Annotated in this window: 15 protein-coding genes; all 15 read right to left on the reverse strand. The window is 64.5% G+C overall.

Translation table 11 applies throughout. The features are described from left to right. Positions 1 to 470: 470 nt before the first annotated feature. Positions 471 to 1,181: an IS30 family transposase gene (locus DFR67_RS27220; protein ID WP_110472592.1), complete on the reverse strand. Its 711-nt coding sequence runs from the start codon at positions 1,179 to 1,181 to the stop codon at positions 471 to 473. Positions 1,182 to 1,310: 129 nt separating this feature from the next. After that, entirely contained in the window at positions 1,311 to 2,099 is a 789-nt protein-coding gene (locus DFR67_RS27225) for a crotonase/enoyl-CoA hydratase family protein (RefSeq protein ID WP_211325176.1), read from the reverse strand. 34 nt (positions 2,100 to 2,133) lie between these two features. Further along, positions 2,134 to 2,670: a ferritin gene (locus tag DFR67_RS27230; protein WP_110472654.1), complete on the reverse strand. Its 537-nt coding sequence runs from the start codon at positions 2,668 to 2,670 to the stop codon at positions 2,134 to 2,136. Between the two features lie 21 nt (positions 2,671 to 2,691). Next, a complete protein-coding gene (locus DFR67_RS27235) occupies positions 2,692 to 3,033 on the reverse strand; it encodes an ArsR/SmtB family transcription factor (protein WP_245938197.1) in 342 nt (113 codons plus the stop codon). Continuing rightward, entirely contained in the window at positions 3,020 to 3,478 is a 459-nt protein-coding gene (locus DFR67_RS27240; RefSeq protein ID WP_110472594.1) for an SRPBCC family protein, read from the reverse strand. The genes DFR67_RS27235 and DFR67_RS27240 overlap by 14 nt, the downstream gene beginning before the upstream one ends. 88 nt (positions 3,479 to 3,566) lie before the next feature. Beyond that, positions 3,567 to 4,160: a TetR/AcrR family transcriptional regulator gene (locus DFR67_RS27245; protein ID WP_110472595.1), complete on the reverse strand. Its 594-nt coding sequence runs from the start codon at positions 4,158 to 4,160 to the stop codon at positions 3,567 to 3,569. Further along, positions 4,157 to 4,912: an enoyl-CoA hydratase family protein gene (locus DFR67_RS27250; RefSeq protein ID WP_110472596.1), complete on the reverse strand. Its 756-nt coding sequence runs from the start codon at positions 4,910 to 4,912 to the stop codon at positions 4,157 to 4,159. The genes DFR67_RS27245 and DFR67_RS27250 overlap by 4 nt, the downstream gene beginning before the upstream one ends. 1 nt (position 4,913) lies before the next feature. Further along, positions 4,914 to 6,071 carry an acyl-CoA dehydrogenase family protein gene (locus DFR67_RS27255; protein WP_110472597.1) on the reverse strand — a complete coding sequence of 386 codons (1,158 nt, stop codon included), beginning with the start codon at positions 6,069 to 6,071 and terminating at the stop codon, positions 4,914 to 4,916. A 9-nt stretch (positions 6,072 to 6,080) separates the two neighbouring features. Continuing rightward, positions 6,081 to 8,042 (reverse strand): acetyl/propionyl/methylcrotonyl-CoA carboxylase subunit alpha, encoded by a 1,962-nt coding sequence (locus DFR67_RS27260; protein WP_110472598.1) that lies wholly within the window; start codon positions 8,040 to 8,042, stop codon positions 6,081 to 6,083. 8 nt (positions 8,043 to 8,050) lie between these two features. Continuing rightward, positions 8,051 to 9,586: an acyl-CoA carboxylase subunit beta gene (locus tag DFR67_RS27265; protein ID WP_245938204.1), complete on the reverse strand. Its 1,536-nt coding sequence runs from the start codon at positions 9,584 to 9,586 to the stop codon at positions 8,051 to 8,053. Between the two features lie 32 nt (positions 9,587 to 9,618). Continuing rightward, positions 9,619 to 10,782, reverse strand: coding sequence for an acyl-CoA dehydrogenase family protein (locus tag DFR67_RS27270; protein ID WP_110472599.1), 1,164 nt, complete (start codon positions 10,780 to 10,782; stop codon positions 9,619 to 9,621). Continuing rightward, entirely contained in the window at positions 10,783 to 12,492 is a 1,710-nt protein-coding gene (locus tag DFR67_RS27275) for an acyclic terpene utilization AtuA family protein (protein ID WP_110472600.1), read from the reverse strand. It abuts the gene before it with no gap. Beyond that, positions 12,489 to 13,262, reverse strand: a complete 774-nt coding sequence (locus tag DFR67_RS27280; protein WP_110472601.1) for a TIGR03084 family metal-binding protein — start codon at positions 13,260 to 13,262, stop codon at positions 12,489 to 12,491. Before DFR67_RS27280 ends, DFR67_RS27275 begins: the two co-directional genes overlap by 4 nt. Positions 13,263 to 13,528: 266 nt before the next feature. Then, on the reverse strand, positions 13,529 to 14,443 hold the full coding sequence (locus DFR67_RS27285; protein ID WP_146240553.1) for a PaaI family thioesterase: 915 nt from the start codon (positions 14,441 to 14,443) through the stop codon (positions 13,529 to 13,531). A 30-nt stretch (positions 14,444 to 14,473) separates the two neighbouring features. Then, positions 14,474 to 15,346, reverse strand: a complete 873-nt coding sequence (locus DFR67_RS27290) for an SDR family NAD(P)-dependent oxidoreductase (RefSeq protein ID WP_110472603.1) — start codon at positions 15,344 to 15,346, stop codon at positions 14,474 to 14,476. Positions 15,347 to 15,351 lie beyond the last annotated feature (5 nt).

Genomic DNA, 15,351 nt, shown 5'->3' on the forward strand with positions numbered 1-15,351 from the left:
AGAAAACCGTCAAGGATCAGTCGGCGGCATCTTCCCGGGAAGGGGGCATGTATCCAGATTCGTCATCATTGGGGCCGACTGAGTCCAATGGTATCTCATCGAACATATGTGCGCAAGGGTCTCGTGCGGTCAATCCCCATGATCTGCAACATCTTTCGCCGCACGAACAACCTTTGCGGATCTGCCGATCACAGCTTACCGAAGGCCTCTGACATCGCGAGTTTCACTCAGGACCGGGCAAGTCGAAGCGCGCGAAACTCATGGCCTCGACGTCAGTTAGGCACGATCGACGTTCAGAAGAGCACGATCGACGGGTGGATTCCATGGAACGTTGCAACACCGGTTACGGGGTCGATGTTAGCAACGCTGTGAACGCCTCGCTTGGTGTGCGGAAGTCGAGTGCTTTTCTGGGTCGATTGTTCAGGGCTCAGGCTACGAAAAGGAGGTCTTCGGCACTGTAGACCGAGAGGTCAGTGTCCTTGGGAAAGTACTGCCGCAGAAGCCCGTTGGTGTGCTCGTTGGTTCCGCGTTCCTACGGTGAATGTGGGTTGCAATACTTTCAGGCTATGGGCGATAGCGATATCCCGATACGCCCCTCGCATTTCCGAGCCCTGGTCCCAGGTGATCGATCGTTTCATCTCAGCCGGCAAGTCACCAATGGCGGCGACCATCGCATCCCGAGTCTCCTCACCGGTACGGCCGTTCGGAAGGTGCAGCAAGATCGCATAGCGAGTCATCCGGTCCACCAGCGTCCCGATCTGCGAGAGACCGTCCTTGCCGAGAATGCAGTCCCCTTCCCAATCCCCAGGCAGTGCCCGGTCCTCGATGTCGGGACGTCGATGGGTGATGAGCAATTCCTCCGGCACGATCTGGCGGCGCACGTCGGTTTGGCGATGGGGCATGCGGACCGCTCGGCCGGTCCGTAACCGTTTGACCTCGCGTTTGAGCTCACCCTTAGGCAACACGTACACACTCTGGTAGATCGTTTCAGGGCTGATGCGCATACTGAAATCATCCGGGAACTTTGACGTTGGAATCACTCCGCCAGCTTTAGTCACCAAGTACCGCCCGTAGCGCTCGGAGAAGCCCGCGCGTGTCGCTGCGACCTTCGTCGACATCCCGTCAGCCTTGAACTGCCAAAACGTCCGAACCTTCATCACCGGAACAGGCGGTGTGCCCATCGAATCACCCTTTTTTGTCAGGGTGTTGCGACGTTCAGAAGAGCACGATCGACGCTCAGAAGGGCACGGTCGACGTCGGTCAGGCGCCCTCGGAACCCCCGCGACGACCCAGCGAGCGAGCGAGCAAATTCAACGCCGCGCCAACTCCTCCGTGCGTCTGCGGACCACCTCGGTCTGTTCGGGTGATCCGATCAAGTCTCGGATGGCCACTTGTTCGGCATCGAATCCCTCGGCCAAGGTTGCGTGACCGGCGAGGTCGAGCAAGTGCTTTGCGTGGACGAGGGCATTGCGTGAATTGCCGGCTATTTCTGTGGCCAGCGCGGTCGCGGCCGCCAGCGGGTCGTTGTCGACGCGTGTGACCAAACCCAGCGCAGCAGCTTCGGTTCCGCTGATCCGGCGTCCGGTGAAGACCAGCTCCTTGGCCACGTCTCGTCCGACCAGCTCGGGCAGCAATTGGGTGCCTGTCATGTCCGGGATCAGGCCCCACACGATCTCCATCACAGACAGCTTCGTGTCGGGTGCCGCGATCCTGATGTCGGCTCCGAGCGCCACCTGCAGGCCGCCGCCGAAAGCGACGCCGTGCAGCGCAGCGATCACCGGCACCGGCACCAGCGACCAGATGTGCGCAGCCTGCTGTCCGAGCGCCTTCGCTGCGCCGATGCGTTCGGTCTCCACCACGATGTCGTCTGCGCCATCCGCCATTTTCGCGAACTGCCCCATGTCCAGACCGGCGCAGAACGCACGGCCCTCGCCGGCGAGGACAACGGCTGACACATCTGTGCGGTCGATCAGACCCGAGCCCACCGACACGAGCGCTTCGAACAGCGCCGGATCGAGGGCGTTCATCTTGTCGGGACGGTTGAGGCGTACCTGCGCCACGCCGTCTTCGACGTCGCACGTCACTCGATTGGTGTTCACACGAGACTTCCTATCAGACTCGGACGTCGCGCGGTCAGAGTTTGCCGCCCGCAGCGGCAGGCGCCGTCGTATCGGCTCCGGTCACGGGTGCCATCTCCCTCGAGACGAAGTCCTCGAGATCAAACAGGGTTCCGCCGTTGCGGGTCGCGACCGTTCGCAGAGTATTCATCGCCGCGACCTCTTCGACCTGCTCTTTGAGGAACCACTGCATGAATTGCTCGCCGAGGTAATCGCCTTCGTCACGAGCACTTTTCGCCAGTGCCACAATCTGGTCGGTGACCTTCTTCTCGTGTCCCAGCGCCAAGGTGAGCGGTGCGATGTAGTCGTCGAAATCACTGACCGGTTCGTCGATCGCCGGAATCGGCGCCACCACGTCGCGATCCAGGAAGTGCTGGACGATCATCATCGCGTGGTTCCGCTCTTCGACGGCCTGGGCGTAGAAGTGTCTGGCCAGCTGGGGCAGCTTCTGGCTGTCATAGTAGATCGCGATCACGATGTACTGCTGCGACGCGTACAGCTCATTACCGATCTGTTCGCGTAACAGCTGACCGAACTCGCTCTGTGAAGACATCATGCGAGTGTAAGCGTGCCCTTACTGGTCTGTCGAAGGAGCTGCGCTCTCTGCCTGCGCCTTGATGGAGCTCAGGCGCCGGTCCCAGCCGCCGGCGATGGTCTCGAGTTCGCGCCCGATCATGCTCAGGGTCGCACCCACTGCGGTGAACCGAACCTCCCGCCCCGCTTTCTCCGCGGTCACCAAACCCGTCTCCTGCAGCACAGCAAGGTGTTTCGCGATCGCCTGCCGTGACACCGGGAACTCCGCCGCCAACGCTGATGCCGACGCGGGTGCGCTGCCAAGCCGGACGAGCAAACCCCAGCGCGTGTCGTCGGCAAGGGCCGCGAAGACCACGGGCAGCGCTACGTCAGCTCCGGACATCGACCTGGGCATCTTCGAGATGGGATTTCGCGACCCCGAGTTCGATCGTCCATCCCTCGGTGTTGTCGTCGAACTTCTTCCGACGTTCTGCTGCGTCGCCGGGAAGTGATGCGAATCCGCTCTCCACCACCTTGAGAACGACGGAGTTCGAGCCGGTTTCATCGATCCAGAACTCGACCAGCGTGGACGGCCCGTCTGTCTTATCCGGATCGGCAATCCAGCGGAAGGCAGCGTATTTCGGCGGATCAAGCGTCACCGTCCGGAACGCGAACGCCCCGTGAACCGGGTCGTGGACGATGTCGACATCGCCGGACCGCTCGATTCGATGTTCGGTGATGGTCTTGTCGTTGATGTACCAGCCCGGCTCGCTGATCAGGGACCAGACCCGTTCTGCGCCGGCGTCGATGTCGATCTGCTTCTCGATGCGATCAAAAGTTTCGGTCATGGTGTCCTCCAGCCAGGTGAAATGTCATTGTGCAACCAGAGCATTGCACATACACCACCCGACATGCAACCCTTAGGTTGCACAACAATCAACTCAGCGAGATTTTCAACTGCTCGGCCCACGCCGCGACCACTTGTTCACGGCGCGCCGAATCGTCGGACAGCGTGTCGGCAAGTCCGAGACCACGAGCGAAATCCAGGGTCGCCTGCACCAGGCGATGCACCCGCGGATCGGAATCGTCAACGCCGAGCATGCGGACGGTCATCTGATGCGCGGCCGCACCGAAACGACCCTCCAGCGGAAGAATCAGCTTCTTGAGCGCTTCGTCAGACGCCGCCGCGGACCAGACCTGAAGCGCTGCCTTGAATTCCGAACCGGTGTAAAAGGCCACGGCGCGCGCCACTGCGACTTCGATTCGGTTTGCGCCGGGTGGCAGCCGGTCCGTCTCGTCCGTCGCCATGTTCGTGAGTCGTTCGAAGATGTTCTCCAGCGACGCGGTGATCAGATCTTCGCGCGTGGGGAAGTGATGTTGCGCCGCGCCCCGCGACACACCGGCCCGCCCGGCGACCACACCTACGCTGCACGCCGCCCACCCGTCGACAGCGAGCACATCGATCGTCGCATCGAGGAGTCGCTGCCGGGTGACCCGACTGCGATCCTGTTGGGGCACACGGGTCGTCATTCCGACGCCCACGGAGGCGGCTGCCTGGTCAGGAACGCCGTCATACCTTCCCGGGCCTCGTCGGAGGCGAACAGCACCGCGGATTCCGATGCCAACCGCGCCGCGTCCCGATCGAACTCGCGGAGCACGTGCGCGGTGGTCAGCGCCTTGCTGGCTGCCAGCCCCTGAGGCGAACCCTTGCGCAGGTTGTCGCACCAACCGGCGACGACGGAATCCAGATCGGCTGCGTCCGCCACCGCGGTGGTGATCAACCCGATGTCCTGGGCGATGTCGGCACCAAACTTCTCTCCGGTCAAGAAGTACCGCGACGCCGCCCGTGAACTGAGCCGCGGCAACACCGTCAGTGAGATCATCGACGGTGCGACCCCGATCCGCGCTTCCGTCAGCGCGAAGGTACTCGAGGCGCCGGCAGCAACAAGGTCGCAGGCCCCGAGGAATCCGAAGCCACCCGCCCGCACATGACCGTCGACCCGGCCGATCACCGGCTTCGGGAGCTCGAGGATCATCCGCATGAGGTCGATCATCACCTCGGGTCGAGACTTCCCCGCCTCACTGAGATCGGCTCCTGCACAGAAGGTTCCCCCGGTATGCGTCAAGACCACTGCGCGTACCGCAGTGTCCTGGCGCGCTGAGCCCAGATGAGCGATGAGCTGCTCGACGAGCGCCGCGGAGATGGCGTTGCGGTTGTCAGGGGAATCGAGCGTGATGGTCGCGATGCCTGCGTCGACGTCGAACCGGACGAGTTCGGGCATGTCAGTACGACTTTGGCAGGCCGAGGCTGTTCTGCGCGACGAAGTTGAGAATCATCTCGCGACTGACCGGTGCAACCCGCGCAATGCGGCACAGGTTGAGCAAGGGTGCCAACCCGTATTCGGTGGACAGCCCGTTACCGCCGAGAGAGTGCACAGCCTGGTCGACGATCTTGACACAGGCCTCTGCCGCGGCGTATTTCGCCATGTTGGCCGGTTCGGCAGCGCCCCAGTCGTCGCCGGCGTCGTACAGCGTCGCGGCCTTCTGCATCATGAGCTTGGCGAGTTCCATCTCGATTTTGCCGACGGCCAGCGGATGGGCGATCGCCTGGTGCGCGCCGATCGGCGTCTTCCACACGGTCCGGTTGTTGACGTACTCAACTGCTCGACCGAGCGCGTACCGACCCATACCGACCGCCGACGCGGCGGCCATGATCCGTTCGGGATTCAGGCCGGCGAAGAGCTGGCTCAGCGCCGCGTCCTCTGACCCCACCAGGGCATCACCCGGGAGCCTGACATCGTCGAGGAACAGCAGGAACTGCTTCTCCGGGTTGAGCAGTTCCATCTCGATCTTCTGGAACTCGAAGTTCGGGGCGTCGGTCGGGACGATGAACAGTGCGGGCTTGAGCCGGCCGGTTTTTGCGTCCTCTGTGCGTGCCACGATCAGGACGGCCTGCGCCTGATCGACACCCGACACGTAGATCTTGCGGCCGGTCAGCAGCCAATCGCTGCCGTCCCGCCGAGCGGTGGTCGTGATGTTGTGCGAGTTCGAGCCTGCGTCGGGTTCGGTGATGCCGAAGGCCATGGTGATCGTGCCGTCAGCGAGACCGGGCAACCAGGTCTGCTTCTGCTCATCGGTGCCGAAGCGCGCGATGACGTTGCCACAGATGGCCGGGGAGACGACCATCATGAGCAGTCCGCTGCCGATGGCGGCCAATTCCTCCATGACGATGGCCAACTCGTACATCCCGGCCCCGCCGCCGCCGTATTCCTCCGGCAGGTTGACGCCGATGAATCCGAGTTTGCCCGCCTCGGACCACAACTCATCGGTCTTGCGGCCGGCACGTGCACATTCTTGGAAGTACTCGTGCCCGAACCTGCCACCGAGTCCGGCAACTGATTTCCGCAGGGCTTGCTGCTCTTCGGTCTCCACAAAGCTCATGTTCGTTCCTCAGTCCTGTTCTGTGATCACGGCGAGGATCTCTCCGACCGCCACCTGCTGTCCTGCCACCACCGGTAGCGCCCCGACGACCCCGTCGGCCGATGCTGCGATCGTGTGTTCCATCTTCATCGCTTCGAGCCACATCAACGGATCGCCACGTTTGATGGTCTGCCCTTCGACCACCGCGATCCGGATGACCGACCCCGGCATCGGCGCGAGGAGAGAGCCGGGCGCGCTGACGTCGGATGGATCGACGAATCTCGGCAGACGTTGCAAGGCAACCGATCCACCGGCGAAGTCAATCCACAGGCTCGCACCACTGCGCTCGACCCGGTAGGCGCGGTCGACACCTCCGACGGTCAGGATCACCTCGTGCGGCGTGATCGCGCCGACCGTCACATCCGGGTCATCGGGCAGCGCCACGCCGTCGCGGGTGAGCCGGTACCGGACCGCGATCTCGGTGTCGCCATGGGTGTAGCCCTTCGTCTGCGGCCCCGACGCAATGTTGCGCCACCCGGAGGGCAAACTCGCACCGATCTTCGCGTGACCGCGATTTGCCGCGGCGTCGGCCAACGCGGCGGCGATGGTCGCTCGGCGTACCTGCCGCTCATCGGCCAGCGGAGCCGCAAGCACATCGAGGCCGACTTCGTCGATGAACTTCGTGGTGGTGTTGCCATTACGAAACTGGCCGTGCCGCAGCATGTTGACCAACATGTCGCGGTTCGTCCGGGGGCCGTGCAGGCGTGCCGACGTGAGAGCACCTGCGAGCAGGTTGATCGCGGTGTCGCGATCGGGGGCCCAGCTGATCACCTTGGCCAGCATCGGATCGTAGAAGGTGGAGATCTCACTGCCGTCGACGACGCCGGAATCCAGGCGTACCCCCGCCTCGGCAAGCCTGCCGAACGTGGTGTCGGCGTCGATGCCGACGTGGTGGATCCGGCCGGACTGCGGTTGCCAGTCCGCAGCCGGGTCCTCGGCATAAAGTCGCACCTCGATCGAATGGCCTTGCGGGGGTGTCGGCACCGCCGCGAGTTCGTCGCCGCGGGCAATCCGCAACTGCCAGGCGACGAGGTCGAGTTTGCTCGTCTCCTCGGTCACCGGATGCTCGACCTGCAGCCGCGTGTTCATCTCCAGGAAGTAGAACCGGCCGTCGTCGTCGGCCAGGAACTCCACGGTCCCCGCCCCCGTGTAGTCGATCGCCGATGCGGCCGCCCGAGCGGCGTCGAACAGTTTGTCGCGCAGCCCCTGTCCGAGCCTCTCGACCAGTGGTGAGGGCGCTTCCTCGATCACCTTCTGGTGTCGGCGCTGGATGGAGCACTCGCGTTCGCCGACCGCCCACACTGCGCCGGCGCTGTCACCGAGAACCTGCACTTCGATGTGATGACCCCGCTCGATGTACGGCTCGCAGAACACTGTGTCGTCGCCGAACGCAGAGGCCGCTTCCCGGCGTGCGCCGGCCACCTGCTCCGGTAGGTCCGCAAGGCTGCGCACGATGCGCATGCCGCGGCCACCGCCACCGGATGACGCCTTGATCAGCACGGGCAGCTGTTCGTCGGTGATGGTCGCGGGGTCTAGGCTGCCCAGGACCGGGACACCCGCCCGTTCCATGATCGCCTTCGCGTTGACTTTTGAACCCATCGACTCGATCGCCTCGGGCGAAGGTCCGATCCACGTGAGGCCCGTTGTGAGCACCGCTCGGGCGAAACCTGCATTCTCCGAGAGGAACCCATAGCCCGGGTGGATGGCATCCGCGCCGGCTGCCACCGCCGCGCCGATGATGCGCTCGACGTCGAGGTAGGTCTTCGCCGAGGTGTCTCCCGGAAGGCGCACCGCGACGTCGGCCGCACGAACGTGTGGAGCGCCGGCGTCCGGGTCCGAATACACCGCAACCGTGCCGATGCCCAGGCGACGGCACGTCGCGAAGACGCGCAGCGCGATCTCGCCGCGGTTGGCTACCAATACTGTGTGCATGTTCCCCCTCACATCCGGAAGACGCCGAAGTTGGACGTACCTTGGACCGGTCCGTTGTCGATCGCCGAAAGGCATAGCCCGAGAACGGTTCTGCTGTCTCGCGGGTCGATGATTCCGTCGTCGTACATCATCCCGGACAGAAAAGCGGGCATGGACTCCTTTTCGATCTGCGCTTCGATCATTGCGCGCATCCCGGCGTCGGCCTCCTCGTCGACGGTGCCACCGCGCGCTTCGGTTGCCGCCCGCGACACCAGCGAGATCACGCCTGCGAGCTGCGCAGCTCCCATCACTGCCGACTTGGCGCTCGGCCAGCTGAACAGGAACCGAGGGTTGTACGCACGTCCACACATGCCGTAGTGCCCCGCGCCGTAGCTGGCGCCGATCAGCATGGAAATGTGCGGCACGGTGGAGTTCGACACGGCATTGATCATCATCGACCCGTGTTTGATGATGCCGCCACGCTCGTATTCCTGACCCACCATGTATCCGGTGGTGTTGTGCAAGAACAACAGTGGTGTATTCGAACGGTTCGCCAGCTGGATGAACTGTGTCGCCTTCTGCGCCTCGGCGCTGAACAACACGCCCTGCGCATTCGCAAGAATCCCGATTGGATACCCGTGGATGCGAGCCCATCCGGTGCACAGAGACGAGCCATATTCGGGCTTGAACTCGTCGAACAGGCTGCCGTCGACAAGGCGGACGATCACTTCGCGAGGGTCGAACGGGATCCTCAGATCTCCTGGCACGATTCCGAGCAGGTCGCTCGCCAGGTGGTGCGGATCGACGGACTCGGCGACCGGCCCCGGCCCCTGTTTGCGCCAATTGAGGCGGGCCACGATCCGTCGGCCTATTCGGATGGCGTCCTGCTCGTCGGTCGCATAGTAATCGGCGAGACCCGAGACTCGCGCATGCATCTGGGCGCCACCGAGCGACTCGTCGTCACTGATCTCACCGGTCGCCATCTTCACCAGTGGCGGACCACCGAGGAACACCTTGGACTGACCCTCGATCATCACGGTGTGGTCTGACATCCCTGGCAGATAGGCACCGCCTGCGGTCGAGTTACCGAACACCAGGGAGAGCGTCGGTATGCCGGCTGCACTGAGACGGGTGAGGTCGCGGAACATCGCTCCGCCGGGGATGAAGACCTCCTTCTGCGTCGGCAGGTCTGCGCCGCCGGACTCCACCAGGTTGATCAGCGGCAGCCTGTTCTCGAGCGCGATCTGATTGGCACGCAGGCCTTTGCGCAGGGTCCAGGGGTTCGAGGTGCCGCCGCGCACGGTCGGATCGTTGGCGATGAGCACACACTCGACGCCTTCGACAACGCCGATACCTGTGACGATCGAGGCGCCGACCGGGAAGTCCGAGCCGTAGGCGGCGATCGGTGAGAGTTCGAGAAATGCACTGTCCTCGTCGATGAGCAGTTCGATGCGTTCGCGGGGCAGCAGTTTGCCGCGCTGGCGATGCTTGGCGACCTTCTTCTCACCACCGCCCGCGAGGGCCTGGGCGAAGAGTTCTTCCAGTTCGGCGATCTTGCCGAGCATCGACGCTTCGGCGTCGGTGCGCTCCGGTGCGCTCACGGGTGGTATCCCAATCGTTTGCCGGCCAAGCCGGTGAGTATCTCGGTGGTGCCGCCGCCGATGCCGATGATCCGCATATCGCGGTACTGCCGTTCGACTTCGGTGCCCGTCATGTATCCGGCGCCACCGAAGAGCTGAACGGCCTTGTCGGCCACCCACTCCCCTGCTTCGACAGAGGTGTTCTTGGCGAAGCACACTTCTGCGATGAGGTCGGTCTCGCCGGCCATCGCGGCGTTGACGACCGCGTGGGTGTAGGTGCGGGCGACGTCGATCTTGCGGGCCATCTCGGTCACCGTCTCTTGCACCGACTGCCGGGCGATGAGGGGCTTACCGAACGTCTGGCGTTCGCGCACCCAGGCCAGCGTGAGGTCGAGACATCGCTGCGCGCTCGCGTATGCCTGTACCGACAACCCGACGCGCTCGGTGACGAAGGCCTGCGCGATCTGGAAGAATCCCGAGTTCTCGGCGCCGACGAGGTTCGCAACGGGAACGCGGGCATCGACATACGACAGTTCAGCGGTATCGGATGCGCGCCAACCCATCTTGTCGAGTTTTCGGGTCACGGTGAACCCCGGCGTGCCCTTCTCGACCACGACTAACGACACTCCACCCGCCCCGGCACCGCCCGTGCGTACGGCGGTGACGACGAAGTCCGCGCGCACCCCGGAGGTGATGTAGGTTTTTGCGCCGTTGACGATGTAATCGTCACCGTCACGGACCGCGGCGGTGGTGAGATGCCCGACGTCGCTGCCGCCGCCCGGCTCGGTGATCGCCAGGCTGCCGATCTTCTCACCTGACAGGGTGGGTTGCACCCAGCGTTCGATCTGCGCTCTGTCGTTGGCGGCGATGAGATGGGGCAGTGCGATCCCGCACGTGAGCAGTGAGGAGAACACCCCTCCCGCGACACCGACGTAGTGGAGTTCTTCACCGAGGATGGTCGCGTCGATCAGATCGCCACCAGAACCCCCTGCCTCTTCAGCGAAGCCCAGACCGAGGAGACCGACGTCTGCGGCCTGCTTGTGCAGATCAAGCGGTAGCTCGCCCTCGCGCTCCCAGTCGTCCTGGTAGGGCAGGATGTGGCGCTCCGCGAATGCCCGCACAGTGCTGCGTAACTGAGCTCGTTCAGGGGTGTTCCAGGCCGGCGCTTCAAGGTTCTTCACTCATTCTCCAAACTCGACAGGTATGGCGACGTGGCGCGAACGCAGCCACTCCCCCAGCCCTTTTGCCTGTGGATCGAATCGGACGTTGTCTGCGACGCCGCGGCCGAGGATGCCCTCGACGACGAAGTTGATGGCCGACAGATTCGGTAGTAGATGTCGCTGCACCTCGAGTCCGGACGCTTCCGGGATCAAGGTCTTGAACGATTCCACGGTCAGAGTTGCCGTCAGCCAATCGAAATGGGAGGGATCGCGCACCCACACACCGACGTTGGCGTTGCCGCCTTTGTCGCCGCTGCGGGCGCCCACGAGCTCACCGAGCGGCGCCCGGCGGGTGGGCCCCCAAGTCGATTCCGGCAACCGCGGGTCGCCGGCGAGATCGTCGGATCCGGGGCTGTCTCGGCGGGCCCGAGGACTCGGCTCGATGATGTGCTCTGAACCGTCGGCGAGGTGAACCCGATGCGACACCGACGCGGCCGGAACGTACCCGGCCTCGAACACCGCGAAGGGCGCGCCCGCGCCCGGTGGTGCGGTCATCGTGAATCCAGGGTAACTCGCGAGCGCCAGTTCGACTGCAACAGAGGAGAACTGTCGACCGACGTTCTTCTGATCAGCGTCTTTCGCGACACACTGCAGTAGCGCACTCGCTTGCTGCTGCGTCGGCGCGTCCGATCGATCGAGCCGCGTCAGCGTCCAGGCGATGTCCGCCGGCCGGGGGTCGAGGGCGGACTCGAACTGGCCACGAACCAGCTCTGCCTTGGCTTCGATGTCCAGCCCGGTGAGCACCATGGTGATCTCGTTGCGGAATCCTGCCAGGTGGTTGAGCGACACCTTGAGAGTGTCCGGCGGAGCTTCGCCGCGAACCCCGGAAACCTGCACGCGATCGGGACCCGCGTCGGTCAACACCACCGAGTCCATGCGCGTCGTGACGTCGGGGCCGAGATACCGCGGGCCGGCGATCTCATACAGCAGCTGCGCGGTCACGGTCTCCACCGTCACCGCGCCCCCGGTGTTCTCGTGCTTGGTGATGATCGAACTGCCGTCGATCGAGATCTCGGCGATCGGGAACCCCGGATGCCGCAGATCGTCGATCTCTGTGAAGAAGGAATAGTTGCCACCGGTGGCCTGCGTGCCGCATTCGATGATGTGTCCGGCGACAACCGCGCCGGCGAGCTGGTCGAGATCGTCTGGGCTCCAGCCGAAATGCGCCACGGCGGGTCCGACGGTCAAGGATGCGTCGGTGACGCGCCCGGTGACGACGATATCGGCGCCCGATTGCAGCGCCGCGGCGATTCCGAACCCACCGAGGTAGGCGTTGGCGGTCAGCGGCGACCCCAGCCCGAGGTCGGCGGCGTCGGCGATGAGGTCGTCTCCGTCGACGAAGGCAATGGTCGCCGGGAGGCCGAGCTTCTCCGCGAGTGCGGTCAACGCGGCGGCGAGACCTGCGGGGTTGACGCCTCCGGCATTGCTTACGATCTTGACGCCCCGGTCAAGCGCGACGCCGAGATTACTCTCCATCTGCCGCAAGAATGTCTTGGCATAGCCGAGCTTTGGATCTTTGAGACGGTCACGCCCGAGGATCAGCATGGTCAGTTCCGCGAGATAGTCGCCGGTCAGGTAGTCGAGATCGCCACCGGTGAGCATCTCTTCGACGGCCGAGAAGCGGTCGCCGTAGAACCCCGACGCGTTGCCGATCCGGACGGCCGCGGTCATCGGCCTCCTCCCGGAGGTCCCGCGAAGCACTGCGCAATCGTCACCCAGTGGGCGGCGTCGGAGCCGATTGTGTCGATGTCCAGCTCATTTCTGTTTCGTCGCTGCGTGACCAGCAAGCAGAAGTCCAGGGCCGATCCGGTCACGCGCTGGTGGGCATCTTCGGGGCCCCAGCTCCAGGTGGAGCCATCCGGCGCCTTCAACTCGATTCGAAAAGCGTCGGAGGGCGGGATCTGCCCATTGACCTGATAAGCGAAGTCGCGGGTCCGAACACCGAGGTGGGCAATCGCTTTGAGCCGGTCGGTCGGTTCCAGCTCGACCCCTAGCGCGTCGGCGATGTCGAGCCCGTGCGCCCACACCTCCATCAAGCGGGCTGTGGCCATCGACGCCGCGGACATCGGCGGCCCGAACCACGGCAGCTTCACGCCCTCCGGGGCGGCGATCAATGCAGCTGCGAGTGCATCGCGGCGTTCGCGCCACTGCCCGAGCAGCAGACTTGTCGGCTTCGCGGCCTCGTCGCGGGCGCCGTCGTCCACGAAGCCGGTCGGGTTCTGCCAGGCGACCTTGAGGATGTCGTCAAAAGCGGTCGGGTCGGTGGCTGCGATACGGGCCTGTTCGTCGGTCCAGGACAGATGCGCGATCTGGTCTCTGACCCTCCATCCGACAGCCGGAGTCGCTGAGTCCCAACCCTCTTCGGACAAGTCGGCCACCAGACCGTCGACGACGTCGGTCTCGGCAGACAGGTCTGCCACCAATGTGCGAACGATGCTCACGCCGCCAGCATCACACGGCCGACTCCCAAAAGCAAGCACTGGTGCTTGTTTATGGAAGTGGGCCACATCCCGGCGCGAGTTTCGGCACGCTCGACGCGAGTTTCGGCACGCTCGACGGAACCACCACGGTCTCGCGGCCCCGCACGTTCTGGACTGAGGAGGAGCGAGCGGAGCGATACAGAACCACCACGGTCTCGCGGCCCCGCGTTGTCTGGACAGACGAGGAGCGAGCGCAGCGATGCGACCGACGAGGGAAGAACGTGCGATCAGGGCCGCGACGACCCAGCGAGCGAGCGAGCAAATCCAACACCATCGGCTGATGCTTGGGTGAGTAGTTTTCCGTCTGAATCGGTCATCGTCGCGATGACTGAACTGATCCGTCGGCCCGACTTCACCTGGCTGACGGTGATGGTGAGGTCGCCGGCGTCGAGGGCCGGTGAGCGGAGGAAGCTTGCGGTGATGTCGCTGATCCGGTAGCGACCGCCGGCGGGAGCGGACAGTTCTGCAGCCAGTGAGCACGCCTCGGACATCATGGCGATCACGATCCCGCCGTGCATCGTCCCCATCTGATTTGCCATGGCGGCACTCGGGGTTGCCCGGACCTCGATGTCCGTCTCACCGACTGACGACACTGCAATCCCGAGGACTTGCGCGATCGGCCCCGGCGCCACTGTCCCGTCGATCAGTCCGAGCAGTATTCCCCTGCCCGTCAGGTCGGGATCGAGCGTCACCGGCGCCGGGGATGTCGCCGAGTCGGTCGCCGAAGCCACTGCATCGCGGCGCGGTATCTCACCGGTCGCCCTGCTCACCACCACCGCGCGGGCTGTTGCCACACAGACCACCGCGCCGCTCGCGTCGTCCACGAGCTCGGCGTAGGTGGTGCCGTGACCTTCGACTGCGCCGACCACGCGGCCTCTCCCGATGACATGTGCACCTGCCGTCACCGGGATCGTCGCGGACAGGGACAGCCGCGACTGGACGCAGGCCGTTCCCGGGGGTTGTGAGTGGTAGAAGCTCGAGCCGCCGACGATTTCTGCGAGCGTCGCGATCGCTGACAGGCCGATGTCACCGCGATGGTCCGCCAGGTCGGCGCCGACGGTTTGTCGCAGCACCGTTCCGTAGGGCTCTCCGGGCATGGACGTGATGGCCAGGGTTGCCATGGGGTCAGGTGCTTCAGTCATGACTGAACTCCTACCACGTGGCGGATGAACTCATTCGGTGACGAGCGTTGCCAGCTCCGCGAGGGTGTAGGGAGGTTCGTCGTCGTGGCCGCGATACGCCACGAACGAGGGCTCGAAGGCCGGGTATCGACCGATGAATCCGCCGGCGGCGCTGTAGATCTGGCCGGTGATACCGGCGGCGAGGTCACTCGCCAGATAGGTGTAGAGCGGAGCCACGTATTCGGGCGGCGCCGGATCGAGCGCGGCGTCGCGGGTGCCGGCATCGAGCAGACCCCGCTCGAACAGCTCGTTGATGTGAGCCTCGTACTCGGGTCCCGTCGACAGTCGTGTCTTGCCGCCCGGGCCCACCACGTTCACTCTCACGCCGTGTGGCTTCAGGTCGGCGGCAAGCGCCACCGAGAGGCTGTTGACGCCGCCCTTCCCCGCTGGATATCCGGTGCCGCCGAAACTCCCGCCAGACGCAGCGGAGCCCGTGGTGACGATTGCACCCGATCCCTGCCGCACAAGAGTGGGGGCGGCAGCTTTCGCCAGCTCGAAGGTGCTGACCAGGTGGGCATCGAGTTGGGCGAAGAACTCGTACGTGCTCATCGTGAGGATCGATGAACCCTCGGGCTCCGCCACCCCTGCACAGTTGATGACGACATCGAGGCCACCGAACTCGCCGACCGACGTCTCCATCAGTTGGTGCGCCACGTCTTCGTCGGCGACATTTCCCACGACGGGGACGGCCCGCCCGCCTGCGCCGACCACCTCATGCGCGGCCGCTGTGGTGGTCGCATCGTCGCGTCCGTTGACGACCACCGACGCACCCTCGGCAGCAAGCGCTTTCGCAACGGCAAGACCGATACCGCGACTCGAACCAGCCACCACTGCGCGTTTGCCGAGCAGATGCTGTGTGCTCACGCCGC

It is taken from the genome of Williamsia limnetica (assembly GCF_003217475.1).
GTDB lineage: Bacteria > Actinomycetota > Actinomycetes > Mycobacteriales > Mycobacteriaceae > Williamsia > Williamsia limnetica.

Coding starts and splice junctions, on each gene's coding strand:
- DFR67_RS27275 (WP_110472600.1), bottom strand. CDS start 12,492: ATGACCGCGGCCGTCCGGATCGGCAACGCGTCGGGGTTCTACGGCGAC.
- DFR67_RS27240 (WP_110472594.1), bottom strand. CDS start 3,478: ATGACCGAAACTTTTGATCGCATCGAGAAGCAGATCGACATCGACGCC.
- DFR67_RS27245 (WP_110472595.1), bottom strand. CDS start 4,160: ATGACGACCCGTGTGCCCCAACAGGATCGCAGTCGGGTCACCCGGCAG.
- DFR67_RS27285 (WP_146240553.1), bottom strand. CDS start 14,443: ATGACTGAAGCACCTGACCCCATGGCAACCCTGGCCATCACGTCCATG.
- DFR67_RS27265 (WP_245938204.1), bottom strand. CDS start 9,586: ATGCTCGGCAAGATCGCCGAACTGGAAGAACTCTTCGCCCAGGCCCTC.
- DFR67_RS27220 (WP_110472592.1), bottom strand. CDS start 1,181: ATGGGCACACCGCCTGTTCCGGTGATGAAGGTTCGGACGTTTTGGCAG.
- DFR67_RS27230 (WP_110472654.1), bottom strand. CDS start 2,670: ATGTCTTCACAGAGCGAGTTCGGTCAGCTGTTACGCGAACAGATCGGT.
- DFR67_RS27260 (WP_110472598.1), bottom strand. CDS start 8,042: ATGCACACAGTATTGGTAGCCAACCGCGGCGAGATCGCGCTGCGCGTC.
- DFR67_RS27255 (WP_110472597.1), bottom strand. CDS start 6,071: ATGAGCTTTGTGGAGACCGAAGAGCAGCAAGCCCTGCGGAAATCAGTT.
- DFR67_RS27250 (WP_110472596.1), bottom strand. CDS start 4,912: ATGCCCGAACTCGTCCGGTTCGACGTCGACGCAGGCATCGCGACCATC.
- DFR67_RS27235 (WP_245938197.1), bottom strand. CDS start 3,033: ATGTCCGGAGCTGACGTAGCGCTGCCCGTGGTCTTCGCGGCCCTTGCC.